The 24,214-nt window shown below is 76.1% G+C and carries 17 protein-coding genes and 1 pseudogene; 11 read left to right on the forward strand and 7 right to left on the reverse strand.

Features of this window, described 5'->3' with window-relative positions:
• Positions 1 to 66: 66 nt before the first annotated feature.
• The 3 genes from AB0L34_RS15915 (at position 67) to AB0L34_RS15925 (ending at position 1,586) form a co-directional block, all read left to right on the forward strand.
• Positions 67 to 753 carry a BON domain-containing protein gene (locus AB0L34_RS15915; protein ID WP_357450849.1) on the forward strand — a complete coding sequence of 229 codons (687 nt, stop codon included), beginning with the start codon at positions 67 to 69 and terminating at the stop codon, positions 751 to 753.
• Positions 754 to 882: 129 nt separating this feature from the next.
• The gene (locus AB0L34_RS15920) at positions 883 to 1,041 is read left to right on the forward strand and encodes a hypothetical protein (RefSeq protein ID WP_363705219.1); all 159 of its coding nucleotides are present in this window, start codon (positions 883 to 885) and stop codon (positions 1,039 to 1,041) included.
• Positions 1,038 to 1,586 (forward strand): thioredoxin domain-containing protein, encoded by a 549-nt coding sequence (locus AB0L34_RS15925; RefSeq protein WP_350707699.1) that lies wholly within the window; start codon positions 1,038 to 1,040, stop codon positions 1,584 to 1,586. The genes AB0L34_RS15920 and AB0L34_RS15925 overlap by 4 nt, the downstream gene beginning before the upstream one ends.
• A gap of 12 nt (positions 1,587 to 1,598) precedes the next feature.
• Here the strand turns inward: AB0L34_RS15925 and AB0L34_RS15930 are convergent.
• Positions 1,599 to 4,711, reverse strand: a pseudogene (locus tag AB0L34_RS15930) (LuxR C-terminal-related transcriptional regulator).
• Positions 4,712 to 4,863: 152 nt separating this feature from the next.
• Here AB0L34_RS15930 and AB0L34_RS15935 point away from each other — a divergent pair.
• The 6 genes from AB0L34_RS15935 (at position 4,864) to AB0L34_RS15960 (ending at position 11,794) form a co-directional block, all read left to right on the forward strand.
• Entirely contained in the window at positions 4,864 to 5,313 is a 450-nt protein-coding gene (locus AB0L34_RS15935; protein ID WP_363705231.1) for a hypothetical protein, read from the forward strand.
• The gene (locus AB0L34_RS15940; RefSeq protein WP_363705220.1) at positions 5,306 to 6,487 is read left to right on the forward strand and encodes a saccharopine dehydrogenase NADP-binding domain-containing protein; all 1,182 of its coding nucleotides are present in this window, start codon (positions 5,306 to 5,308) and stop codon (positions 6,485 to 6,487) included. Before AB0L34_RS15935 ends, AB0L34_RS15940 begins: the two co-directional genes overlap by 8 nt.
• A gap of 123 nt (positions 6,488 to 6,610) precedes the next feature.
• Positions 6,611 to 7,687: a MerR family transcriptional regulator gene (locus AB0L34_RS15945; protein ID WP_363705232.1), complete on the forward strand. Its 1,077-nt coding sequence runs from the start codon at positions 6,611 to 6,613 to the stop codon at positions 7,685 to 7,687.
• 114 nt (positions 7,688 to 7,801) lie between these two features.
• Entirely contained in the window at positions 7,802 to 9,088 is a 1,287-nt protein-coding gene (gene serS, locus AB0L34_RS15950; protein ID WP_363705221.1) for a serine--tRNA ligase, read from the forward strand.
• Between the two features lie 257 nt (positions 9,089 to 9,345).
• Positions 9,346 to 10,794 (forward strand): alpha-amylase family glycosyl hydrolase, encoded by a 1,449-nt coding sequence (locus AB0L34_RS15955; RefSeq protein WP_363705222.1) that lies wholly within the window; start codon positions 9,346 to 9,348, stop codon positions 10,792 to 10,794.
• 88 nt (positions 10,795 to 10,882) lie between these two features.
• Positions 10,883 to 11,794: a L,D-transpeptidase gene (locus AB0L34_RS15960; protein WP_363705223.1), complete on the forward strand. Its 912-nt coding sequence runs from the start codon at positions 10,883 to 10,885 to the stop codon at positions 11,792 to 11,794.
• A gap of 58 nt (positions 11,795 to 11,852) precedes the next feature.
• On the opposite strand, the gene AB0L34_RS15965 is transcribed toward AB0L34_RS15960, so the two are convergent.
• Together AB0L34_RS15965 and AB0L34_RS15970 are read right to left on the reverse strand one after the other, a co-directional pair.
• Positions 11,853 to 13,457: a hypothetical protein gene (locus AB0L34_RS15965; protein WP_363705224.1), complete on the reverse strand. Its 1,605-nt coding sequence runs from the start codon at positions 13,455 to 13,457 to the stop codon at positions 11,853 to 11,855.
• A 46-nt stretch (positions 13,458 to 13,503) separates the two neighbouring features.
• Complete coding sequence (locus tag AB0L34_RS15970) at positions 13,504 to 15,657, reverse strand: prolyl oligopeptidase family serine peptidase (RefSeq protein WP_363705225.1); 2,154 nt, start codon at positions 15,655 to 15,657, stop codon at positions 13,504 to 13,506.
• Between the two features lie 164 nt (positions 15,658 to 15,821).
• Between AB0L34_RS15970 and AB0L34_RS15975 the strand changes: the two genes are divergently transcribed.
• Entirely contained in the window at positions 15,822 to 16,967 is a 1,146-nt protein-coding gene (locus tag AB0L34_RS15975; RefSeq protein ID WP_363705226.1) for a site-2 protease family protein, read from the forward strand.
• Here the strand turns inward: AB0L34_RS15975 and AB0L34_RS15980 are convergent.
• From AB0L34_RS15980 to AB0L34_RS15995, 4 genes are all read right to left on the reverse strand, one after another.
• The gene (locus AB0L34_RS15980) at positions 16,964 to 18,205 is read right to left on the reverse strand and encodes an FAD-binding protein (protein WP_363705233.1); all 1,242 of its coding nucleotides are present in this window, start codon (positions 18,203 to 18,205) and stop codon (positions 16,964 to 16,966) included. The genes AB0L34_RS15975 and AB0L34_RS15980 overlap by 4 nt on opposite strands.
• A 446-nt stretch (positions 18,206 to 18,651) precedes the next feature.
• Positions 18,652 to 19,581, reverse strand: coding sequence for an LLM class F420-dependent oxidoreductase (locus AB0L34_RS15985; protein WP_363705227.1), 930 nt, complete (start codon positions 19,579 to 19,581; stop codon positions 18,652 to 18,654).
• 110 nt (positions 19,582 to 19,691) lie between these two features.
• Positions 19,692 to 20,384 carry a response regulator transcription factor gene (locus AB0L34_RS15990; RefSeq protein ID WP_350707682.1) on the reverse strand — a complete coding sequence of 231 codons (693 nt, stop codon included), beginning with the start codon at positions 20,382 to 20,384 and terminating at the stop codon, positions 19,692 to 19,694.
• A 56-nt stretch (positions 20,385 to 20,440) separates the two neighbouring features.
• Positions 20,441 to 22,741, reverse strand: a complete 2,301-nt coding sequence (locus AB0L34_RS15995) for a histidine kinase (RefSeq protein WP_363705228.1) — start codon at positions 22,739 to 22,741, stop codon at positions 20,441 to 20,443.
• 219 nt (positions 22,742 to 22,960) lie between these two features.
• On the opposite strand from AB0L34_RS15995, the gene AB0L34_RS16000 reads away from it, so the two are divergent.
• Positions 22,961 to 24,130: an acyl-CoA dehydrogenase family protein gene (locus AB0L34_RS16000; RefSeq protein WP_363705229.1), complete on the forward strand. Its 1,170-nt coding sequence runs from the start codon at positions 22,961 to 22,963 to the stop codon at positions 24,128 to 24,130.
• The last annotated feature ends 84 nt before the right edge of the window (positions 24,131 to 24,214 follow it).

A 24,214-nucleotide genomic window follows, 5' to 3' on the forward strand; every position in this document is an offset into this window, starting at 1 on the left:
CGCCCGCGCCAGGATCGGTCCCGGCGGGCCCGTGTGCACAGGCAGCTATCCCGTGAGGAGTGACAGATGGCCATCGAGACGATCACCCGTACCGACCAGGACATCCAGTCCGCCGTCCTCGACGAGCTGACCTGGGAACCCCGGGTGCGACCACACGAGATCGGCGTGACCGTCTCCGAGGGCGTGGTCACGCTGACCGGTCGGGTCGACAGCTACGCCAAGAAGTGGGCCGCCGAACGGGCGGCGCACCGGGTTGCCCGCGTCCGGGCGGTCGCCAACGACCTCGCGGTGCGGATCGGCACCGGCGCCGAACGCGCCGACCCGGACATCGCCGCAGCGGCGGGGCACGCGCTGGAGTGGGACGCCTTCGTCCCGCTGGAGCAACTCGACGTGACGGTCTCGCAGGGCTGGGTGACGCTGCACGGCGAGGTGGACTGGGAGTACCAGCGCCGCGCCGCCGAACGGGCGGTGGCCCGGCTGACCGGCGTACGCGGGGTCAGCAACGGCATCACCGTCCGCCCCGAGACCCGGCCGGACGGGCACGCCCTGGCCGCCCGGATCGTCGACGCGCTGGCCCGCAACCGGGCCACCGAGGCGGAACGGATCACCGTCCGGGTGCACGGCGACACGGTGGTGCTCGGCGGGCTGGTCCACTCGATGCCGGAACGGGCGGAGGTGGAACGCACCGCCTGGTGCGCCCCGGGCATCCGCGAGGTGCAGAACCACATCGCGGTCGCCCCCGTGCTGGCCTGAGCCGCCGTGCCCCGATCGGCCCCGATCCCTGTCGGTGCGGGCCGGCGGACGTGGCCCGACGGGCGCGCGGGTTGAACCACCCGGGCGGGGTGAGCCGCCCTCACCCCGCCCCGGGCCAGCCTGGGAGACATGACTGATCCGAAGGGGTCGACCCGAGCCGGGCGCGCCGCGCCCGGGTCCCGCACGCCGGCCACCCGGCCCGGCGCCGCACGCCTCGGGCGGGCGGACGACGACCGGCTGAGCGCGCCGGAGCGCCTCGACACGGATCGGCGGGTGACGACCGGATGACCACGCCACTGCAGGTCACCGCCCGCCTGCGGACCCCGGTGACCGAGCACGACCACGTCCGCGGACCGATGGACGCGCCGGTGACGATCGTCGAGTACGGCGACTTCCAGTGCCGGTTCTGCGGGGCCGCGTACCAGAACCTGCGGGAGGTGCTGCGGCAACGGGCCGAGACGGTGCGGCTGGCGTACCGGCACTTCCCGATCACCAACATGCACCCGTACGCCGAGCACGCCGCCGAGGCCAGCGAGGCGGCCGGGCGGCGGGGACGGTTCTGGGCGATGCACGACTGGCTCTACGAGCACCAGGACCAGCTCGACCCGGTACACCTGTCGCTCGGCGTCGCGCAGCTCGGCCTGCCCGCCGACGAGGTCAACGCGGAGGTGGAGCGGCAGGCGCACGGCGACCGGGTACGGCGGGACTTCGTCGGCGGCATCCGCAGCGGCGTCGAGGCCAGCCCGACCCTGTTCGTCAACGGGGTCCGCCACGACGCCGGCTACGACCTCGCGGACCTCCTGGCCGCGGTCGACGCCGCCGCCACCCCCTGACCACCCACACGGTCAGATCAGGTGGAGGTCGCGGGCGCGACGGACGGCTTCGCGGCGGCGGGTGGCATCGAGCTTGCGGTAGATGTTGCGCACGTGGGTCTTGACCGTGTTGACCGACAGGGACAACTCGGCGGCGATCTCCACGTTGGACAGGATGCTCTGCAGATAGCGCAGGATGGTCAGCTCCCGCTCCGTCAGCGGCTCGTCCAGCGCCGCCGCGCGCTGGTCCGCCGAAGCCCCGTCGGCCGGCGTGTCGACGCCCCGGACCAGGTCGCTGACGGTCGGCCAGTGGGCGGTGCCCGCGTCGAGGTGGGCGGCGAGCAGGTCCCGGACCCCGGGTTCGGCGCGGGTGAACACCCGCCGGAACCCCTCCGGGCCGGCCAGGTCGAGGGCCCGCTCCAGCACCCGTCCGGCCCGCCGGTCGTCGCCCGCCCGCCGCGCCAGCACCGCGTCCAGCACCGCCGCGTCCAGGCGTACGGGCAGCGGCCAGTCGGCCGATCCGGGCGCCTCCCAGTCGGGCAGCGCGTACCCGGCGGCGCGCGGGTCGCCGGCGCGCAGCTCCACCCGGGCCAGCGCGATCGCGAGCGGCGGATCGGCCCCGTCCCGTACCCGGTCGGCGAGCAGGTGCCGGGCCGTGTCCAGGTCGCCCCGGGCCCCGCGCAGGTCCGCCTCGGCGGCCAGCAGCCAGGACGCCAGCTCGGCGGCCCGCGGCCGGTCGGCCAGCCGCTCCCGGGCCTCGGCCAGCGCCCGGTGCGCACCGGGCAGGTCGCCGGCGTCCCGCAGCAGGCCCGCCCGACACAGCGCCGCCGTCGCCGCCACGGTCGGCCCGCCCGTGGCCGGCGCGGCCAGCGCCAGGTGCGCCTCCGCCTCCTCGGGTTGGTCGCGGTGCAGCGCGACCAGGGCCAGCGCCAGGTACCCGTGCGCGCAGTCCTCCCGGCACGACCAGCCCTGGCACGGCGGCATGGCCAGGGCGTCCCGGGCCAGCGCCTCGGCGGTCCGCAGCTCGCCCCGCACGGCGTGCAGGAGCGCCGCCCGGCTGGCGCACACCAGCTCGGTACGCGGCCGCCCCGCGTCCCGGGCCGCCGCCAGCGCCCGGGCGAAGGCGGGCCCGGCGGCGGCCAGGTCGCCGTCGGCCAGGTCGGCCAGCCCGAGCGCGGTGCCGGCGACGGCACGCACGTCGGCGTCCTCGGCGGCGTCGCCGCGTGGCTCGACCGGCAGTGCGGGCGCCGGGGCGAGCGGCCAGGCGGAGGTTTCCAGCCGCTCCGGGCCCGTCGGGGACACACCGGTCGGCCCGCCCGTCGCGGGCACGCCGGCCGGGCCGCCGACGGGCCCGCCCGTTGTCGGCACGCCGGCCGGGGACGCGTCCGCCGCGGGGGCGCCGGTCGCCGGTGGCGAGATCGGAACCGTCGAGTCCGGCGCGGGGCGGCGGGCGAGCAGCCGGGCGGCGGCGGCGCGTACCGCCTCGGGGTCGCCGGTCAGCCGGGCCAGGGTGACCTCCAGCGCGGCGACCAGCCGACGGAACCGGTCCCGGCGCGGCGCCGGCAGCGACCGGGCGGCGTCCACGGCGGCGCGCAGGTGCCCGGTGGCGGCGGTCGCGTCCCCGGCCCCGGCGCGCTCGGCGGCGCAGGCGAGCGCCAGCTCCGGGTCGCGTCGTACGGCCTCCGGCGGCGGGGGCGCGGGCGCCGGTCCCCCGGGCTCGTCCCGGTCGTACGGGACCAGCTCCGGCCAGCGGGTGACGAACAGCTCGGTGGCCCGGTCCCAGTCCCCGCCGGCCAGCGCGTGCCGCAGCCCGTCGACGGGCCGCCCGTTGTCGGCGTACCAGCCGGCCGCCCGCAGGTGCAGGTCGCGCAGCTCGTCGGCGGGCAACCGGCCCAGCTCGGCCCGCAGCACGTCGGCCAGCAGCGGGTGGCAGCGGTACCAGGGCGGGCGGCTGTCGTCACGCCGGAGCAGCCCGCCGTCGCCCGCCAGGCTCGCCAGCGCCTGCTCGCCGTCGGCCCGCCCGGTGAGCGCGTCGACGAGCCCGGCGCAGACCGCGTCGGCCACGGCGGAACGCCGCAGCACGTCCCGGGCCTCCGGGGCCAGCCCGGCCAGCACCTCCTCGCGCAGGTAGCCGGCGACATCCGGCTGGTCGCCACCGAACTGCTCGGCCCAGCGGGCCGGGTCGGGCTGCCCGCGCAGCGCCAGCGACGCGAACCGCAGCGCGGCCGGCCAGCCGCCGGTCCGCTCCCGCAGCCGACGCACCCCGGCCACCGGCAGCGTCACCCCGTGCGCGGTCAGCAGGTCGGCGACCTCGTCGTCGGTGAAGGCCAGCTCCTCCGGGCCGATCTCGGTCAGCTCCCCGGCCAGCCGCAGCCGGTGCACGGCCAGCGGCAGCCCGCCCCGCGCGCCGACCACCAGCCGCAGCCGCTGCTCGGCGTGGCGCAGCAGGAAGTCCAGCCCGGTCAGCGCCGCCGGGTCGGTGATCCGGTGCAGGTCGTCCAGGACCAGCAGCACCGGCCGTTCCCGGGCGGCGAGGGCCGCGGCCAGCACCTCCAGCTGGTCGGGGCGGGGCGAGCGGTCGGGCACGGGCGGGCCCGGCGCGTCGTCGGCGGGATCGGCGGCCGCGCGCAGCGCCGCCGCCAGGTAGGACCAGAGCCGGTCCCCGTCGTCGCCGGCCTCCACCGACACCCACGCCGGCAACGGCCGGGCGGGACCTGCCGGGGCGTCCGCCGCCGCGCCGAAGTCGCCGGGGCTCGCGCCGGCCGCCGCCGTGTCCCGGGCGCCCTCGGCCGCGGCCGTCACCGGCCCCTCCCCCGTCCGGCCCGGGTGGCTCCCGGCCTCCCTCGCAGCCCGGAACCAGGAGGCGAGCAGCGTCGTCTTGCCCCACCCCGCCGGGGCGCAGACCAGGGTGACCGGGCCGGCCGTCCCCGCGTCCAGCGCCCGCAGCAGCCGGGGCCGCAGCAGCAGCGGCTCCGGCGGCGCGGCCGGGCTCAGCCGGGACGCCAGCAGCGGCGCCCCCGCCGGCCCGCCCGCGACCGCGACGACCCCGGTGTCCCGTACGTGCTCCGGCATCCGGCCCCACCCCCACGGACGCGTCCACTCCCCAGGCCATGCGGCGGGCGGTTACCCGGCCGGGCCCGGTTCACCCCTTCGGGGGGAGCCTGCGTCACCCGGGCCGCGGCGACCCTGGTGGCACGCGGGCGACCGGCCGCGCCCGAGCGCGCTACGGGGCCGGTGGGGCGGAGGACACCGAGGTGGACGCGCGGGGACGGAGGGACCGGTGGGACGCGTCGCGGGGATGGCCGGGGCCGGGCTCGCCCTCGCCACGACGGCCGGGGCGGCGGTGCTGCGGGCGCTGGCCGTACGCCGGCAGGGACGGGCCTGGCCGCGGGCGGCCGGGGCCGAGCCGCGGCCCGCGCGCTGGCAGGTGGTGACCGTCGACCGCGCGCCCGGCGAGGTGCTGCCCGGCGGGCGCTGGCCGGAGCCCCTGCGCCGGCTCGGCGGCGCGGTGCAGGTGGAGCTGCGCCCGGCGCCCGGCTGCCGGGGCACGGAACTGGCCGCGCGGCCGCTGGCCGGCGCGACCCCCACCGGACTCGCCGCCCACCTCGTCGGCGACGATCCGGGGCTGCTGATCCGCCAGGCGCTGCGGGAGGTCAAGCAGCTCGCCGAGACCGGCGAGGTGCTCCGCGCGGACCGCTCCGCCGTCGACCGCCCGGCGTCGTGGGTGGCAGACTCGACGGATGCGTGAGCAGCGGGCGTACGACGTCGTCCTGTTCGGGGCCACCGGCTTCACGGGCGGGCTGACCGCCGAGTACCTCGCCCGCCACGTCCCGCCCGGGTTGCGCTGGGCCCTCGCCGGGCGCAACCCCGGCAAGCTCGCCGCCGTCCGGGACCGGCTGGCCGCGATCGACCCGGCACTGGCCGGGCTGCCCCTGCTCACCGCGGACGTCACCGATGCCGCCTCGCTGCGGGCGGTGGCCGAGAGCGCCCGGGTGGTGGCCACCACCGTCGGCCCGTACGTCCGCCACGGGGAGCCGCTCGTCGCCGCCTGCGCCCGCGCCGGCACCGACTACCTGGACATCACCGGCGAACCGGAGTTCGTCGACCTGATGTACGTGCGCCACCACGACGAGGCGGTGCGCACCGGGGCGCGGCTGGTGCACGCCTGCGGCTTCGACTCGGTCCCGCACGACCTGGGCGTCTGGTTCACGCTCAAGCACCTGCCGGCCGGCGTGCCGATCACCGTCGACGGCTTCGTCCGGGCGGGCGGGCGGTTCTCCGCCGGCACGTACCACTCGGCGCTGCTCGCCTTCTCCCGGCGGGCCGAGACGTCCCGGGCGGCGCGCGAGCGCCGGCAGGTCGAGCCGCGTCCGACGGGGCGGCGGGCGCGCGCGGTGCCCGGGCGGATCGCCCGCGACAGGAAGCTGGGCATGTGGACGGTGCCGCTGCCGACCATCGACCCGCAGGTGGTACGCCGCTCCGCCGCCGCCCGCCCCGAGTACGGCCCGGACTTCCGCTACCGGCACTTCGCCGCCGTGAAGCGGCTGCCCACCGTGCTGGCGGGCGCGGTCGGGCTGGGCGGCCTGGTCGGCCTGGTGCAGCTGCCGCCGGCCCGGCGCTGGCTGCTCGGCCGGCTCGCCGCCGGGCAGGGGCCGACGCCGCAGCAGCGGGCGAAGTCCTGGTTCCGGGTCCGGTTCGTCGGCACCGGCGGCGGCCGGCGCGTGCTGACCGAGGTGGCCGGCGGCGACCCCGGGTACGACGAGACGGCGAAGATGCTCGCCGAGTCCGCGCTCTGCCTGGCCACCGACGACCTGCCGGCGGCCTCGGGCCAGGTCACGCCGGTGACCGCGATGGGCGACGCGCTGCTGGACCGGCTGGTGCGGGCCGGGATGACGTTCCGGGTGCTCGACGAGCCCCGCTGACCCGTGGGCCCCGACCGACCGACGTGACCGGCGACGAGGCCGGACACGACCGGCGGCCCGGGCGGTCGGTGGCTTGACCCTCGACCAGGTTGAGACGACAGGATCACCGCCGTGGAGAGCGACCTGCACAGCATCGGCGAGCTGGCCCGGGCCAGCGGGCTGACCGTGAGCGCCCTGCGGTTCTACGACTCGGCCGGGGTGCTGACCCCGGCCCTGGTCGACCCGGTCACCGGCTACCGCTGGTACACCGGCGACCAGGTGGCGCCCGCCCGGCTGGTGGCCGGGCTGCGCCGGGTCGGCATGCCGGTGGCCGAGATCGCCGCCGCGCTGCGGTCCGCGCCCGCCGAGGTGCACCGCCTGCTGGACGCGCACCTGCGCCGCCTGGAGGACGGCCTCGCCGACGCCCGCCGCGAACTCTCCCGGATCCGTACGCTGATCGATCCCGAGGAGCGCCCGATGACCACCCGCCTCGTCCTGTCCCGGGTCGACCTGGCCGCCGCCGTGGACGCGGTCCGCTTCGCGGTCGGCACCGACCCCGACCTGCCGGTGCTGACCGGCGTGCTGTTCGACGCCGACGGCGACGGCGTACGGCTGGTGGCGACCGACCGGCACCGGATGGCCCTGGCCCGGGCGGCCGGCCGGGTCGACGGGCCGCCGGCGCGGGTGCTCGCCCCCGTCGCCTTCGTCGACGAGGCGCGGGCCCTGCTCGACACGGGCGCGGGGAGCACCCCCGAGGCACACCTGACCGTGGCCGGCGGCACGATCTCGGTCTCCGTCGCCGGCCGTACGGTCGACGCCGCCGTCCTGCCGTACGACTTCCCGGACTACGCCCGCCTGCTGCGCGCCGCCCCCGGCGACGGGCCGGCGCACCGGCTGACGGTCGACGCCGCCGCCCTGCGGTCGGCCCTGACCAGCGCCGACGCCCCCGTCGTCAGCCGGCGGCACGACGGCGACCCGCTCGCCGTGACCGTGCTCGGGCCGGACGGCCGGGGCGGGGTGCGGCTGCTCGGGGCGGACGAGCTGGCCGGGGCGGAGGACGCGTTCCGGGTCGGCGTCAACGGCGACTACCTGCTCCAGGCCCTCGACGCCGCCGGCCCGGGGCAGTTGCTGCTGGAGCTGGACGGCCCGATCGCGCCGCTGGCCGTCCGCCGCCCCGACGACGCCGACGCCTTCTCCATCCTGATGCCGATCCGGCTCTGACCCCTCCTCGCCGACGGCGGCGGACGGTGTCCGGCCCGGCCCGGGGCGCGACCGGGCCGCGACGGTAGCATCGGTGGGTCCACCTGACGTCCGGACGGAGGCGTACGGAGCAGCATGCTCGACATGGAGTTGATCCGGAAGGATCGCGAGGCGGTGGAGACCGCGCTGGCGAAGCGACTGGATCCCGCCGAGGTCACCCGCGCCCTGGACGAGATCCAGCGGCTCGACCAAGAACGCCGTGCCCTGATCAGTGGGATCGACGCCGAGCGGCAGCGCCGCAAGGCCGAGGCGCGCGCGTACGCGCAGGCGAAGCGGGCCGGCACCGAGCCGCAGGTGACCGCCCCGGAGGCCGAGCGCAAGCAGCTCGCCGAGCTGGAGAGTCAGCTCGACGAGGTGCAGACCCGGCTGCGTGACCGGATGAGCGAGCTGCCCAACCTCCCGGCCGACGACGTGGTCGGCGGCGGCAAGGAGGCGAACCGGGTCGTCAAGACCTTCGGTGCGCCGCCGGCCATCGAGAAGGTCCGCGACCACGTGGAGCTGAGCCGCGCGCTGGGTCTGGTCGACCACGAGCGCGGCGTGAAGCTCGGCGGCTCCGGCTTCTGGATGTACACGGGCCTGGGCGCCCGGCTGGAGTGGGCGCTGGTCAACTGGTTGATCGAGCGGAACATCGAGGCCGGCTACGAGTTCCTGCTCCCGCCGCACCTGCTGCTGGACACCGCCGGCTTCGCCGCCGGCCAGTTCCCCAAGTTCTACGACGACGTCTACCACCTGGACCGGCAGTCCGCGCCGCGCGGGCAGTTCCTGCTGCCCACGGCGGAGACCGCGATCCTCGGGGCGTTCCAGGACGAGATCCTGGACACCGCGAAGCTGCCGCTGAAGGTGTTCGCCTACACCCCGTGCTACCGGCGCGAGGCGGCCGGCTCGCACTCGGACGAGCGCGGCACGGTGCGGGGCCACCAGTTCAACAAGGTGGAGATCTTCCAGTTCACCCTGCCCGAACAGGCCGACGCCGCGCTGGAGGCGATGGTCCGCCACGCGGAGAGCCTGGTCGAGGCGCTGGGCCTGCACTACCAGCGCACCCTGCTGTCGGCCGGCGACGCCAGCGCCGCGATGAGGAAGACCCTCGACATCGAGGTGTGGATGCCGAGCACGGGCAAGTACAAGGAGGTCTCGTCGGTCTCCTGGGGCGGCGACTACCAGGCCCGCCGGGCGGCCATCCGCTACCGGGAGCCGGGCGGCAAGCAGACCCGCTTCGTGCACACCCTCAACGGGTCGGCGCTGGCCACCAGCCGCCTGTTCCCGGCCATCCTGGAGCAGTTCCAGCAGCCCGACGGCTCGGTGCTGGTGCCCGAGGTGCTCCGCGACCGGTTGGGCACCGACCGCCTCACCCCGACCCGCTGACCTTCGGCCCTCGCCCCCGCCTCGCGTCTTCCGCCGGCGGGGGCGACTCGGCCGTGGCGAGCCGCGGCGCCGCCCGCACGGACGACGCGGCTGCCCTTCACTTCACCGCAGTGATGCATGTCCATGCGTTGACAGTCACTGCAACGCGCTTGTAATCTTTCGGAAACTTTCAGACCGGGCTGCAACTTCCCGGCAGCATCGGGCCCTCCCCCCGGCCCGCGGCCGCCCCGCCCCCGCACCCCGTCAGGAGTCCTCCGATGCAGAGACGTCGACGTCTGTCGGCGATCGTCGCCCTCGGCGTGATCGCGGGCCTGATCGTCCCCGCCGCCGCGACGGCGCCCCCGGCCGCCGCGGCCCCGGCCGGCAGCAAGAAGGTCATCGCCAACCTCTTCGAGTGGAACTGGGCCTCGGTGGCGACCGAGTGCGGAACCACCCTCGGCCCCAAGGGCTACGGCTGGGTCCAGGTCTCCCCGCCCCAGGAACACGTCCGGGGCTCGCAGTGGTGGCTGGCCTACCAGCCGGTCAGCTACCGGATCGAGTCCCGCAAGGGCACCCGCGCCCAGTTCAAGTCGATGGTCGACGCCTGCCACGCCGCCGGGGTGAAGGTGATCGTGGACGCGGTGGTCAACCACATGTCCGGGCAGGACAACGGCGGCACCGGGTGGGCCGGCTCGTCGTACGGCCACTACGACTACCCCGGCATCTACCAGACTCAGGACTTCCACCACTGCGGTCGCAACGGCGGCGACGACATCGCCAACTACAACGACCGGTGGGAGGTGCAGAACTGCGAGCTGGTCAACCTCGCCGACCTGAAGACCGAGTCGGACTACGTCCGGACGCGGATCGCCGGCTACCTCAACGACCTGCTCTCGCTCGGCGTCGACGGCTTCCGGATGGACGCCAGCAAGCACATGCCGGCCGCCGACATCGCCGCCATCAAGGGCAAGCTGTCCCGCCCGGCGTACCTGGTGCAGGAGGTCATCCACGGGGCCGGCGAGCCGATCCAGCCGGGTGAGTACACCGGCAACGGCGACGTGCACGAGTTCCGCTACGGCAAGGACCTGGCCCGGGTCTTCCGTTCCGAGAAGCTCGCCTACCTGCGCAACTTCGGTGAGGGCTGGGGGCACCTGCCCAGCGGCTCGGCGGCGGTCTTCGTGGACAACCACGACACCCAGCGCGACGTGGGCGGCGTGCTGACCTACCGCGACCGGGGCATCTACGCGCTGGCCAACGCGTTCATGCTCGGCTGGCCGTACGGCTCCCCGACGGTCATGTCGAGCTACACGTTCAGCCAGCGCGACCAGGGCCCGCCCTCGGACGGCTCGGGCCGGACCCTGGACACCACCTGCTACTCCGGCTGGGAGTGCGAGCACCGCTGGCCGGTGATCGCCAACATGGTCGGCTTCCGCAACGCCACCGAGGGCGCCGGCGTCGCCAACTGGTACGACAACGGCAACAACCACATCGCCTTCAGCCGCGCCGGCAAGGGCTATCTGACGGTCAACGACGAGGACCACGCGATCACCGGCCGGTCCTACCACGCCGGGCTGCCGGCCGGCCGCTACTGCGACGTCATCCACGGCACCTTCGCCAACGGCACGTGCAGCGGGCCGGTGATCACTGTGGACGGCAACGGCTGGTTCGCCGCGGACGTACCCGCCCACGACGCGGTCGCCATCCACGTCGGCGCCCGGCTCGGCTGACCCGCCACCCCACCGACGGCCCCCGTCCCCGGTCGACTTTCCGGCCAGGGCGGGGGCTTCGTCGCTCTCCACCCATTACAGTGACTTTGTGCGTTTTGACCGAATGATCCGTCGGCGGGCGGGCCTGCTGGCCGTCGCCGTGGGCGTACCCCTGCTGCTGGCGGCCGCCGGGGCCACGGGCTGGGCACTGACCCCCGACCGCACGCCCTCCGCGCCTCCGGTCGTCGCGCCGCCCACGCCGACCGCCGCCGCGCCGAGCAGCGCGTCCCCGACGCCGGAGCGGGTGCCCGTCGCCGCGCCCGCGCCCGACGACCTGCCGGTGGTCGACTACGGCCCGGCACCCACCGGATTCCCGGCCGACCCGGACACCCTGGACACCGCGCCGCTGGCCGAGGGCCTGCACCCGACCCGCGAGATCGCCGCCTACACCGCCCCCGGCGGTCGGCCGCTGGCCTTCCTCGCCCCCACCATCAACGGCGTCGAGCTGACCATGCCGATCGCCCAGCGGCGCGCCGGCTGGACGGCCGTGCTGCTCCCCTCTGCCAACCGCACCCTCGCCTGGCTGCCGCCCGGCGGCTTCACCACCGTGCCGCTGCGCGACCAGATCGTGATCGAGCGCAAGCCGCACCGGCTGACCTGGTACCGCGCCGGCCAGGCCGTCCAGTCCTGGGAGGTCAGCCTCGGCCAGCGCGGCCAGGAGACCCCGCTGGGCCGGACCTTCATCCTCGGCCGCACCCCGCCGCCGCAGGACGTGTACGGGGGCGTGGACATCTTCGCCCTCGGCGCGGTGCCCGACGACCCGGAGTCGGTGCCGGCCAGCCTGCGCGGGGCGCACATCGGCATACACAGCTGGTACCACGACGGCGAGCTGGGCATGAAGACCACCAACGGCTGCATCCGGCTGACGAAGAGCGGGCAGCGGAAACTGCTGGCCGAGGTGCGCCCCGGCACCGAGGTGGTGGTGGTCGACGAACTGCCCGTGCCACCCCCGACCGCCTGACGGCGTCGAGCCGGCACTGCTGCCGGACCGGGGCCGTCGGCTGTTGAGCAGGGTGGCGTCAGCCGCCGGCCGTGCACAGCGGCACGTCGGGGATGGTCTGCGAGCGTTTCACGATGTCCCACAGGAACTCGCTCTCCAGGTCGGCCTTGAACTTCGGCCGGCCCGGAAGGCGGTCGCCGATGAGTTTCCCCAACTCCCCGTCGATGTTGATGCCCATGCCGAAGCCGCCCTTGATGACCAGGTCGACCCGGGTGCACCGGGCCAGCGGAGCGCCGAACGCCGAGCCGTTGGTCACCCCCGCCGCGAACCGGAACTTCGCGTACGGGCCGGCGGAGGCCCCGGGCACCCCGAAGCCCAGCGAGAACTTGAACTCCGGCGCGATCACGAGCCCGCTCGGGCCGAGCGTGATGCCGCTGATCGAGTCCATCATGCTCGTGATGACGTTGAACGTGGGCACCAGCGGCGTGCCCGACTGCATGCCGAGCGCTCCCACCAGCCCCCACTTGCCGGACGCGGTGAGCGTCGAGTTCTTCCCGGTCAGCGCCGTCTCGATGACCAGCTTCACCTTGCCGACCAGCACCATCGGGAGGCCGTTGACCATGATCGGTTTGTTGAAGATCTCGGCCGGCACCTCGAGTTTCACCTTGGAGTTGCTGTCCGTGCCGCCGCCGAGCCCGGCCTGGAGCTTGACCTCCAGCGATTCGAGGCCGTGCAGGACGGCGCCCGGGTTCGCGGCGATGGTGCCGGCGGTCAGGGCGACGTCCGTGGCCAGCCGCAGCGTCTTGAAGCCGAGGGTGATGTCGGCGCCGAACTTCAGGTGACTGCCTTCCTTGCGGTACACCGAGACGGTCAGCCCCTTGGCGTCGAGCGCCGTCGTCACACCCCAGTCGTTGAGGGTGACGTCCAGCTTCTCCTTGGCCGGCGACGGCAGCTTCTGGTCCGACCCGGCGATCTTCCCGACCGGCTGCTGCGGCACCGTCACGGCGGCGGGCCGGCGCGCCGGGGCTCCCGCGCGGAGGCCCGGCTCGCGGACGACGCCCGCGCCGCCGGCCGTGGCGAACACGGTCGTCGACCGCCGCGCACCCCGGTCGCGCATGCTGACCGGTCGCAGGTCCGTGTCGGCCCGATCCGGGGTCGTGACGGTCCCGGGCAGGTCCGGGATCTCCTGGATGCCGATGCTGTCGGTGCCGATGTCCGCGACGTCGATCGCGGCGTCGACCTTGATCCGGCCGTCGCGGATGACCTCCTGCGGCTGCACCGGCACGAGCGTGACCGCGACGTCGCCGCCGACCCGCTCCTTCGCCGCGACCCGGCCGACCGCCCGCGAGGTCAGGAACATGACCTCGCCCACGTCGAGGTCGCCCAGGCCGCGCACGCCGCCGTCGATCGTCCAGACCAACCCGTCGCCGCTCACCGACCGGACGGCCGCCGCGCCGCCGTCGACCACGACCACGTCCGGCTGGTACGTGAACCCGGACGGATCCTTCGCCGGGGACTGGCCGTAGCGGGCCGTCAACTCGGGCGTCTCCCCCGAGGTCGAGGTGCCCCTCGGGGTGGACGAGCAGGCGACGAGCGCCAGGCAGCAGACCGTCGCGAGCACGACCCACGCCCTGGTGCCACCGCGCCCCGGCACCGGCGCGGCCGGGAACGATCGAAGCGTCATGCCGCGACGCTAGGCGCTGGCGCGCGCCGCGTAATCGGTCGTTTCCCTATCCTTCGAACCCCGGATCAGCGGGGCCGCCGCTGATCCGCGTCTGCGGGCTGTCGGCGCCGGATTCTCCGGCCGGCCCGCCCGCCCACGCGTCGACCGGCGGAAGCTGGCGCGGCAGGGGCCGGCGCGGCTGCCCGGCCAGCTTCCGCCACAGGAACTCACACGTCAGCGCCCAGATGAAGGCACGCTGCTCGTTGTTCGACGCCGTGCCGTGCCCGCCTTCGACGTTCTCGTAGTAGGACACGTCGTGGCCCTGCTCGCGCAGCCGGGCCGCCATCTTGCGGGCGTGCCCGGGATGCACCCGGTCGTCGCGGGTCGAGGTGATGAGAAGGACCGGCGGATACGCCGTCCCGCCGCGGACGTTGTGGTACGGCGAGTACTGCCGCAGATAGGCCCAGTCCTCCTCCTGGTCCGGGTCGCCGTACTCAGCCATCCACGAGGCGCCGGCCAGCAGCCGGTGGTAGCGCCGCATGTCCAGCACCGGCACGCTCGCGACGACCGCGCCGAAGAGCGACGGATAGCGGGTCAGCATCACCCCCATGAGCAGCCCACCGTTGCTGCCGCCCTCGATGCCGAGCTGCGCCGGCGTGGTGATCCCGCGGGTCACCAGCTCGGCCGCCACCGCCGCGAAGTCCTCGTACGCCCGGGGCCGGTTCTCCCGCAGCGCGGCGCGGTGCCACCGCGGGCCGTACTCCCCGCCGCCCCGGATGTTCGCCACGACGTAGGTGCCGCCCCGGGCCAGCCATCCCCGGCCGACGATCCCGCTGTAGTGCGGGGTCTGGGAGATCTCATACCCGCCGTACCCGGTGAGCAGCGTCGGCCCGGCGGGCGCCTGCGGGTCGCCCACCACGAAGTACGGCACCCGCGTGCCGTCGGCCGAGGTGGCGAAGAACTGGCGTACCACCAGGCCGTCCGCGTCGAAGGACGCCGGCTCCCGCTTGAGGGTCTCCACCCGGCCGCCGACGTGGCCGAGCCGCAGCGTCGCCGGTTGGAGGAACCCTTCCGAGGCGAGCAGGTAGGCGTCGCCGTGGTCCGGGTCGGTGTCCACGATCGCGCTGTGGTCGAACTCCGGCACCCCCGCCAGCGGCTCCCGCCGCCATCCCGTCCCGCCGGGCGTCAGCACCTCCAGCCGGCTCCTCACGTCGGCGAGGATGGCCAGGATCAGATGGTTCCGGGTCCAGAAGTGGTGGCTCAGCGCCGTGCGGTCGTCCGGCCGGAAGAGCACCGCCATCTCCCGTTCCCCGGCGAGGAACGCGTCGAACCGGGCCGCCAGCAGGGTGCCCGCGGGATGGGTCACCCCGCCGACGGTCCACGGCGAGCGCAGCCGGATCAGCAGCCACTCCCGGCGTACGTCCCACTGGGCGTCCTCCGGCACGGGGATCCGGATCCGCTCGCCGGCCGCTGTCAGCAGGTAGTTCTCCGTGCGGTAGAAGTCCAGGATGCGGCCCACGAAGTCGCGCTCGAACCCGGGCGTCGGGTCGTGCGAGGCGTACACGGCGACGTCGTCCGCGGAGCCCTCGTAGACGACCTCGGCCTCGCTCAGCGGCGTGCCCCGCCGCCACCGTCGGACGGTGCGTGGGTGGCCGGAGGCGGTCAGCGAACCGGGCCCGAAGTCGGTGCCGACGTAGACGTGGTCCGCGTCGATCCAGCAGACGTCGCTCTTGGCCTCGGGCAGCGTGAAACCGTCCTCGACGAAGGCACGGCGGGCCAGGTCGAACTCGCGCACCACGACGGCGTCGGCGCCACCCCGGGACAGGCCGACCAGGCCGCGCCGGAAGCCGGGCCGCAGGACCGTCGCCCCGCTCCAGACCCAGTTCTCGCCCTCCTCGGCGGCCAGCGCGTCGACGTCGAGCAGCACCTCCCACTCCGGCTCGGGCCGGCGGTACTGGTCGAGGGTCGTCCGCCGCCAAACCCCACGCGGATGCGTCGCGTCCCGCCAGAAGTTGTAGCAGAGGCCGTCCCCACGCCACCCGGGATAGGGAATCCGTTCCTCGGCGTCGAGGACCTGCCGGAGTTCGGCCCGCAGGGCGGCGAACGCCTCGCCGCCGGTCAGCGCGGCGAGGGTCTCCGCGTTGCGGTCCCGCACCCACCGTGCGGCGTCTGCGCCATCAAGATCTTCCAGCCAGAGGTACGCGTCGGCCTCCACGGTCATGCTCGCCACCTCGCCACTATCCCCGACGAGGCCGCCACGTTCATGTCCGGTCGAGTGTCGGCATGACGACGTACGCCATCCAGGAGCCGGCGCTGATGTGCTCCGCGGCGACAGGACACCCACCGGCGTGGCATGGGAGCAGCCTTCGGGGGTATGACCGAAACATGAGGGCGAGTTTCCGGCTCGGCCGGATCGCGGGCGTGCCGGTCGGGGTCAACTGGAGCGTCCTGGTCATCTTCGTGCTGATCGCCTGGGCGCTGTCGGCCAACCAGTTCCCCCGGGCGTACCCGGACCAGCCCGTGATCGCGTACGTCCTCGCGGGGCTCGCCGCGGCGGTCGTCTTCTTCCTCGGCCTGCTCGCCCACGAGGTCTCCCACGCGATCGTCGCCAAGCGCAACGGGCTGGAGGTCGGCAGCATCACGCTGTGGCTCTTCGGCGGGGTGGCCGAGCTACGCGGCGAGGCCCCCAACCCGGGCGCGGAGCTGCGCATCTCCGGCGTCGGCCCGCTGGTGAGCCTCCTGATCGGGCTCTTCTTCGGCGCGATCGCGGTGGTGCTCGCCCTGGCCGGGGTCGACGGGCTGCCGCTCGGCGCGCTGGCGTGGCTGGCCGGCATCAACGTGCTGCTGGCGGTCTTCAACGTGCTCCCCGCCGCCCCGCTGGACGGCGGGCGGCTGCTGCGCGCGGCGGTCTGGAAGGCGACCGGCGACCGGACGAAGGCGTCGGTCGTCGCCGCCCGGGCCGGCTGGGTGCTCGGCGCGCTGCTGATCGGCCTGGGGCTGTGGCAGTTCCTGGCCGGGGTCGGCTTCGGCGGGCTGTGGCTGGCCCTGATCGGCTGGTTCCTGATCGGCGCCGCCGGCATGGAGGAGCGGCAGGCCCGGATGGGCAGCGCGCTGCGGGGGGTACACGTGGCCGACGTGATGACGCCGCAGCCGCAGACCGCCTCAGGGCAGATGACCGTGGCCGACTTCGTCGACCACTACCTCTTCGCGTACCGGCACACGGCGCTGCCGCTGACCGAGGACGACCGGCCCGTCGGCCTGGTCACCCTCGACCGGGTCCGCGGCATCCCGGCGGACCGCCGGGATGCCACCACGCTGGCCGAGGTGGCCTGCCGCGCCGACGAGCTGGTGCTGGCGCGGCCGGAGGAGCCGCTCAACGACCTGCTGCCCCGGCTCAGCGAGTGCGCCGACGGGCGGGCGCTGGTGGTGACCGACGGCCGGCTGGTCGGGATCGTCTCGCCGAGCGACATCAGCCGGGCGGTGCAGCGCGGCAGCCTGCGCGAGCAGATGGCCGGCCGTCCCGGCCGCTAGTCCCGGGGGAGGTAGCGGTCCAGCAGGTCGGTGCGGAACGTGCCATCCGGGTCGAGCCGGCGCACCAGGTCGAAGAAGTCGGCGTACCGGGGCCAGGCCGCGGCGACCGCCGCCGGGGCGAGCCCGAAGACCTTGCCCCAGTGCGGGCGCGGCGCGAACGGCGCGAGCCGCTCCTCCACCGCCGTCACCACCGGCAACACCGCCGCCGGGTCGGCGATCCAGGTGAAGTGCACGGCGAGGCTGTCCCGCCCGTGGTTCGGGCTGAGCCAGAGCCCGTCGGCCGCCACCGCCCGCAGCTCGCAGACCTGGAGCACCGGCGCGATCAGGTGCGCGACCGGCGCCAACGCGGCCAGCACGGCCGCCCCCGCGTCGCGCGGCACGTGGTACTCCGACTGGAGTTCGTCGCCACTGCTCGGGGTGAACCCGAGCCGGAAGTGCGGCAGCCGCTCGTGCCACGGCCCGGGCACGCCGAGCTGTGGGGTGCAGTGCTCCGCCGGCATGCCGGGCACCGGATGTCGCGGCGCGTCGGCCGCCGTCGTGCCCAGCCAGTCCGCCGGGGGTGGGGCGGCGTCCGCGCGCTGCTTCAGCCACACCTCCCGCAGCCGCGGCCCCCGGAAGTCGGTGAAGACGCTGACGCTGTACGCGGAGGCGAACGCCGCGTCCAGCGCCTCCGGAGGCAGGCCGAGGCGGACATACTGGCACAGGTCGTACGCGGGCACCACGTCGAGGGTGAGCCGGGTGACCACGCCGAGCGCGCCGAGCGAGACGACCATCCCGGCGAACGTGTCCCCGTCCGCCGCCCGGTCGACGGTCAGCAGGTCGCCGTCGGCCGTCACCAACTCCAGCCCGGCGACGGACGTGGCCAGGTTGCCGATCGTCTCGCCCGAGCCGTGGGTGCCGGTGGCGACCGCCCCGCCCACCGAGATGTGCGGCAGGGAGGCGAGGTTGGCCAGGGCGTACCCCCGCTCGTGCAGCCGGGCGGCGAGGTCCCCGTACCGCATGGCGGCCGGCACGGTGACGGTCCGGCGGTCCGGGTCCAGCGCGACGGTCGCGGGCATCCCGGCCAGCGAGACCAGGTCGCCGGCGGTGTCCCCCAGCCGGTTGAAGGAGTGCCCGGTGCCGACCGCCCGGACGCGGTCGCTGCCCGCCACCAGCCGGCGCAGCTCGTCGAGGGACGACGGCCGGTGGCGCCGGCGGGCGGCGTAGCGGACGTTGCCCGCCCAGTTGGCGCCCGGCACCGCCCCGGTCGTGCCGCCGGGCGGGACGGCGTCGCCCCGGGGGCGCGGCGGGCCGTCCGTCCGGGCCGCCCCGGCGCCGTCGAGTTCCACGTCGATCCCCCTGCCCGTGGCCGTGGTCGGGGTGCGTCGCCCATGGACGGGTGCCCGTCGGTCGGCGACGGTTACCACCGCCGTCGTCGGGGAACCCTACGCCGATGAGCAGCTACCGCGACCCCGCCCCGCGGGGCGACGTGTCCGCCTCGCGGGAGGAGATCGACCCGACCGGTGCCGGACCGGCCCCGTCGGGGGCGCCGCCGGCCGGGGCGGACCCGGGGGGTACGACGCCCGGGCCCCGACCGACGCCCGCGCCCCCGCCCGCGCCGCACCCGGTGCCCCATCCCGGGCCGGCGCCCCGGGCCGGGCGGCCGGCCGCGCGTGCCTGACGGCCACCCGGACCGGCGCGCGGCTCAGAGCTGGGGCATCACCTCGGCCGCGACCAGCTCCAGGTGGTCCAGGTCGGCCAGGTCGAGCACCTGGAGGTAGAGCCGCTCGCTGCCGATCTTCGCGTACCGGCCGATCTTGTCGACGACCTCGGCGGGGGTGCCGGCCAGGCCGTTGGCGCGCAGCTCGTCGGGCTCCCGGCCGATGGCAGCCGCCCGCCGGGCCACCTCGGCGTCGTCCCGGCCGCAGCAGAGCACCAGCGCGTTGGACCAGCACAGCTCGGCCGGGTCCCGGCCCGCCTCCGCGCAGGCGTCCCGGACCCGCCCGAACTGGGCGGCCGAGTCCTCGACCGAGGCGAACGGCAGGTTGAACTCGTCGGCGTAGCGGGCGGCCAGCCGGGGCGTCCGCTTCGGGCCCGTGCCGCCGAGCAGGATCGGCGGGCGCGGGTCCTGCACCGGCTTCGGCAGGGCCGGCGAGTCGCTGACCGGGTAGTACGTGCCGGCGAAGTCGAACGTCCTGCCCGGCGGCGTCGCCCAGAGCCCGGTGATGACGGCGAGCTGCTCCTCCAGCCGGTCGAAGCGTTCCCCGAGCGACGGGAAGGGGATCCCGTACGCGGTGTGCTCCTCGGCGTACCAGCCGGTGCCGATGCCCAGCTCGACCCGGCCGCCGCTCATCTGGTCGACCTGCGCCACCGTGATGGCCAGCGGGCCGGGCAGCCGGAAGGTGGCGGCGGTCATCAGCGTGCCCAGCCGGATCCGCCGGGTGTCCCGGGCCAGTCCGGCGAGGGTGGTCCACGCGTCCGTCGGGCCGGGGTCGCCGCTCACCGAGCCCATCTTCAGGTAGTGGTCGGAGCGGAAGAAGGCGCCGTAGCCGGCGTCCTCCGCGCAGCGGGCCACGGCGAGCAGGTCGTCGTAGGTCGCGCCCTGCTGGGGTTCGGTGAAGATCCGCAGTTCCATGGCCCGAGCATAGGGAGCCGGCCCGGCCCCCGCCGCAGCTCGCCCCGCCCGTACGCCGGACCTCGGCGGCACACGGCACCACCGGGGTACGCCGCCCGCCTCGGCGGGGCTCAGAGCTGACCGAGGCCGGCCTGCCGGGCGCGCTGGATCGCCTGGCCCCGGTCGGCGACCTGGAGCTTCGTGAGCACGTTGGACAGGTGGTTGCGGACGGTCTTCGGGCTGAGCGTCAACCGCCGCGCGATCACCACGTTGCTCAGCCCCTGGGCGACGAGGTCGAGCACCTCGCGCTCCCGGTCGGTCAGCTCGGGGAAAGGCACCGGGCCGGCCGCCCGGGCACCGGCCAGGAAGCCCACCGCCCGGGCGGCGACCGCCGGGCCGAGCAGCACCTCGCCGTTGGCCACCGCCCGGACCGCCCGTTCCACCTCCCCCGGCGCGGCCCCCTTGAGCAGGTAGCCGCGGGCGCCGGCGCGCAGCGCCGCGAAGACGGAGTCGTCGTCGTCCAGCATCGTGACCACGAGCACCCCGATCCCGGGGTGCCGCCCGACGATCTCCCGGGTCGCCTCCACCCCGGACCGGCCGCCCAGGTGCAGGTCCATGACCATGACGTCCGGGCGCAGGGTGGCGGCCACCCGCAGGGCCTCGTCGGCGTCCGCGGCCTCGCCGACCACCCGCAGGCCGGCGGTGCTCGCGAGCAGCGCGGTCATGCCGAGGCGGAAGACCGGATGGTCGTCCACCACCGCGACCCGGATCACCCCGCCGTCCGTCCCGGTCACCGCGCCACCGCCACCGTCCGTCCCGGTCACCAGGCCAACCCCCACCGTCCGGCCCGCAGCCGGGCCACCGTCACCATCCGTCCTCGTCACGACGCCACCCCCACCGTCCGGCCCGCAGCCAGGTCGACGGTCGTCCGGTCGCCGGGGCCCGGCGACGCCGCGCCGTCGGGCGTCGACACCACCGACGCTCGGCCTGGGTGCGGCGGTGGCGTTGCTGGCCCTGCCCCGCGCGACGGCACCGCGACGTGCGGCGGGCTCGTCGGGCCCGTGCCGGCGGTGCCCGCGCCCTCCAGCGGCCACGGCGCGTGGTCCGGGGGCCGCTCCGCCCGGGCGCGGGTGGGCACGGCGCACCGGTCGGCGGGCACCCGGACGCTGACCAGGGTGCCCCCGGCCGGCCCCGGACCGACCGCGCACGTCCCGCCCACCCCCTCGGCCCGCTCGCGCATCGACAGCATGCCGACACCGGGCGGTGCCCCCGGCGGGATCCCGGCCCCGTCGTCGGCGACGGTGAGCGTGAGGCCCGCCTCGTCCACGATCAGCGCGATGCGGCAGGTCCGGGCGGCGGCGTGCCGGTGCGCGTTGCGCAGCGCCTCGGCCACGATGCCGTACACGGCGGTGGCCACCGGCTCGGGCAGCGGCAGCGGGTCCGCGTCGACCTCGACCAGGAGCGGCGCGCCGTCGTACCGCCGGGCCAGCTCGTGCACGGCCGGCACCAGGCCCCGCTCGCCCAGCACCGGCGGCAGCAGACCCCGGGCGAGGTCGCGGACCTGCTCGACGCTCTGGTCCATCTCGTCGCGCAGCCGGTCCAGCAGCCGGCCGGCCGCGTCCGGGTCGACGGCGAGCAGGTTCCGGGCGGCCTGCACGCCGAGCGCCACCCCGGCCAGCGCCGGCCCGAGGCCGTCGTGCAGGTCCCGGCGCAGCTTGCGCCGCTCCGAGTCGCGGGCCTCGGCCAGCCGGGCCCGGGACGCGGCCAGCGCGCCGCTGGTCGCGGCGAGGCTCGCCGCGGAGGAGACCAGCGGCACCAGGTCGAGCAGCGCGGCCCGGGTGCGCCCGTCCAGCCGCTCCCCCGCCCGGGCCCACGCGGTGAGCCGGCCCACCTCGCGCTCCCCCCGGCGCAGCGGCAGCACCAGCGGCACGCCGAGCGGCCCGGCCGACTCGGCCCGCGCGGAGCAGCCCTCGGGCCCGTCCACCTCGATGGCGCAGGCGCCGAGGCGCAACAGGTCGGTCAGGCTGCGCGCCACCTCGGTGAGCACGTCGGCGGCGTCCCCGGTCGCGCTGATGCGGTGCCCGACGCGGCGCACCACGCGCAGCGGCTCGGCCGCCGCGCCGTGGATCAGCTGGTCCACCCGGCGCTGCACCCGGATCCGGCCCGGCTGCACGCCGATCGCGACCAGCGCCGTGACGAGCGCCCCGGGCACCGCCGGGGTGGCCGGCAGCAGCGCGTCCAGCACCGACACCCCCAGCACGTACGCGGCGACCAGCAGGAACGTCATGAGGAACCAGACCAGGGTGCGACGGACGGCGATCTCGATGCCCCACAGCCGCTGCCGGAGCACCACCGCCAGCACGGCGGCCGGGAAGAACGCCTGCGAGGCGAGCATCGCGACGGGGGCCGCCTCGTCGGGCACCGGCCGGGCCCAGCCCTCCGGGAGGGCCACCGGCGCGAAGCTCAGGGCGAGCAGCAGCGTGCCGACGGCCAGCCAGCCCAGCCCGACGCGCTCGGCGGGCGCGCCCCGGCGACGGCGGGCGGCGACCCCGGCGGCGGTGAGCAGCCCGAGCGCGGGGACGGCCGCCAGCAGGGCCGGCTGCACCCGCTCGATGAACTCCGCCCAGCCGGCGCTGGCGATCGGCAGCGGCGCGCCCGACCCGCCCGCGCCCGGCCCGGGCCAGGTGAGCTGGAACAACACGTAGCCGGCGACGACCACGGCGCCGGCCAGTACCGCCGCCCGGGCCGGCCGCGGCAGCCGCCCCTCCCGGACCAGCCAGGGCAGCACCACGATCAGCGAGAGCATCCCCGGTGCCCAGGCCCAGTGCCGGGCCGAGGTGAGCAGCACCGGGTCGGGCAGCCCGGGGTGCACCCCGAGCAGGTCGACGTACTGGGCGCTGAGCGCGGCGAACCCGCCGCCGAGCCCGGTGGCGGCGAGCAGCCAGGCGACCGGGTGCCCCCGGCGCAGCAGGATCAGCCAGGCGACCACGCCGTAGACGGCGCAGTCGGTGAAGTCGACCAGGAAGTAGAGCTGGGACAGCCCCCAGGGCCGGCGGGCGAGCACCCAGCAGACGGCGGTGGCGACGAGCAGCAGCGCACAGCCGACGAGGACGAGCCAGGCGGCGACCGGGTGCCGGCGGTCGCCCTGGGTCGCCGCGGGCGGGGGCTGCTGGACCGACATGCCGAGAATCCTGGCAGTCGCGGGGCCGGTTGGTGATCCCCCGACGTTCCAGTCCGAATGTCGGTCCGGCGACAGTCGCTGCGATGCGGGCCGGTTCGTCCCGGCCGGGTGGACGCCGCGCGGCGCGGGATGTCCCGGGCATCCGGTGCCGGTGTCCCTGGCCCCCGGGTCACCGGCGGGTCCACCGTGGTGGGTGAGCCACGACGCGAGGAGGAACCCATGGAGGAGCGGCACCGGGACCGGCTGGTCGGGGCGGTGGACGCGCTGGTCCCGGAGGTGTCCCGGCGCGCCGGGGAGATCGAGGCGGGCCGGGCGCTCCCCGCCGACCTGCTCGACGCGCTCCGGGCGGCCGGCTGCTTCCGGATGTTCGTCCCCCGCAGCCACGGCGGGTACGAGGCGGACCTGCGGACCGGGCTGCGGGTGCTGGAGACGCTGGCGCGGGCGGACGGCTCGACGGGGTGGACGGTGATGATCGGCGCGGAGACGCCGCACCTGCTGGCGATGCTGCCGCGCGACCGGTTCGACAAGCTCTACGCCGACGGGCCGGACGTGGTCGTCGCGGGCGGCTTCGCCCCGCAGGGGCGGGCCGAGCTGGCCGACGGCGGCTTCCAGGTCACCGGCCGGTGGGCGTACGCGAGCGGGGCGCGGCACGCCGACTGGATCTTCGGCAACTGCGTGCTGACCGGGGACGGCGAGCCGCTGCCCGGGCCGGCGGGGGCGCCGCCGGAGGTGCGTTCGATGCTCTTCCCGGCCTCCCGGTTCACGGTGCACGACACGTGGCACGCGCTGGGCCTGCGCGGCACCGGCAGCCACGACGTCGAGGTGGCCTCCGCGTTCTGCCCGGCGGAGGAGAGCTTCGACCTGTTCACCGGCGCGCCCTGCGTGCCGGGGCCGGGCTTCGTGGCACCGCTGGTCCACTTCGTCCTGCACCTCGGCGCGGTGGCGGTCGGCATCGCGCAGGGCGCGCTGGACGACATGGTCGCGCTGCTCGACGGCGGCCGGCAGCGCCTCTACGCCCGGCAGTCGCTGGCCGACTCGCCCGCCTTCCGCCTCCAGCTCGGCCGCGCCGACCTCGACGTGCGGGCGGCACGGGCGTTGTTGCGGGACCTGGCCGACGACCTCTGGGCGGCGTGCGCCACGGACCCGGCGGCGATCCCCGGGCTGCACCCCCGGATCTCCGCCGCCCTGCCGTGGGTGTCCGAGCGGGCCGCCGCCGCGGTCGACACCTGCTACCGGGCGGCCGGCGGCGGGGCGGCCCGTGACTCGTCCCCGCTCCAGCGGCGGTTCCGGGACATCCACACCTTCAGCCAGCACGCGGCGGCGGCCGAGGGCTGGCTCGGCAACAACGGCGCCCGGGTGCTCGGCCGGCCGGTGGAGCTGGCCTACTGACGCCGGGGCGGGGCCGGCCGTGTCGCCCGAGCACCCCGGGTGCCGCCCGACTGCCCCGAACGCCGCCCGAGCGCCCCGAACGCC

Source organism: Micromonospora sp. NPDC052213 (assembly GCF_040679695.1).
Taxonomy (GTDB): domain Bacteria; phylum Actinomycetota; class Actinomycetes; order Mycobacteriales; family Micromonosporaceae; genus Micromonospora.

Excerpts from the sequence above, each read along its gene's own strand:
- AB0L34_RS15935 (WP_363705231.1), top strand. The coding sequence starts at position 4,864 with ATGGCCGGGGCCGGGCTCGCCCTCGCCACGACGGCCGGGGCGGCGGTG.
- AB0L34_RS15925 (WP_350707699.1), top strand. The coding sequence starts at position 1,038 with ATGACCACGCCACTGCAGGTCACCGCCCGCCTGCGGACCCCGGTGACC.
- AB0L34_RS16000 (WP_363705229.1), top strand. The coding sequence starts at position 22,961 with ATGGAGGAGCGGCACCGGGACCGGCTGGTCGGGGCGGTGGACGCGCTG.
- AB0L34_RS15955 (WP_363705222.1), top strand. The coding sequence starts at position 9,346 with ATGCAGAGACGTCGACGTCTGTCGGCGATCGTCGCCCTCGGCGTGATC.
- AB0L34_RS15965 (WP_363705224.1), bottom strand. The coding sequence starts at position 13,457 with ATGACGCTTCGATCGTTCCCGGCCGCGCCGGTGCCGGGGCGCGGTGGC.
- AB0L34_RS15940 (WP_363705220.1), top strand. The coding sequence starts at position 5,306 with ATGCGTGAGCAGCGGGCGTACGACGTCGTCCTGTTCGGGGCCACCGGC.
- AB0L34_RS15995 (WP_363705228.1), bottom strand. The coding sequence starts at position 22,741 with ATGTCGGTCCAGCAGCCCCCGCCCGCGGCGACCCAGGGCGACCGCCGG.
- AB0L34_RS15970 (WP_363705225.1), bottom strand. The coding sequence starts at position 15,657 with ATGACCGTGGAGGCCGACGCGTACCTCTGGCTGGAAGATCTTGATGGC.
- serS (WP_363705221.1), top strand. The coding sequence starts at position 7,802 with ATGCTCGACATGGAGTTGATCCGGAAGGATCGCGAGGCGGTGGAGACC.
- AB0L34_RS15985 (WP_363705227.1), bottom strand. The coding sequence starts at position 19,581 with ATGGAACTGCGGATCTTCACCGAACCCCAGCAGGGCGCGACCTACGAC.
- AB0L34_RS15975 (WP_363705226.1), top strand. The coding sequence starts at position 15,822 with ATGAGGGCGAGTTTCCGGCTCGGCCGGATCGCGGGCGTGCCGGTCGGG.
- AB0L34_RS15915 (WP_357450849.1), top strand. The coding sequence starts at position 67 with ATGGCCATCGAGACGATCACCCGTACCGACCAGGACATCCAGTCCGCC.
- AB0L34_RS15920 (WP_363705219.1), top strand. The coding sequence starts at position 883 with ATGACTGATCCGAAGGGGTCGACCCGAGCCGGGCGCGCCGCGCCCGGG.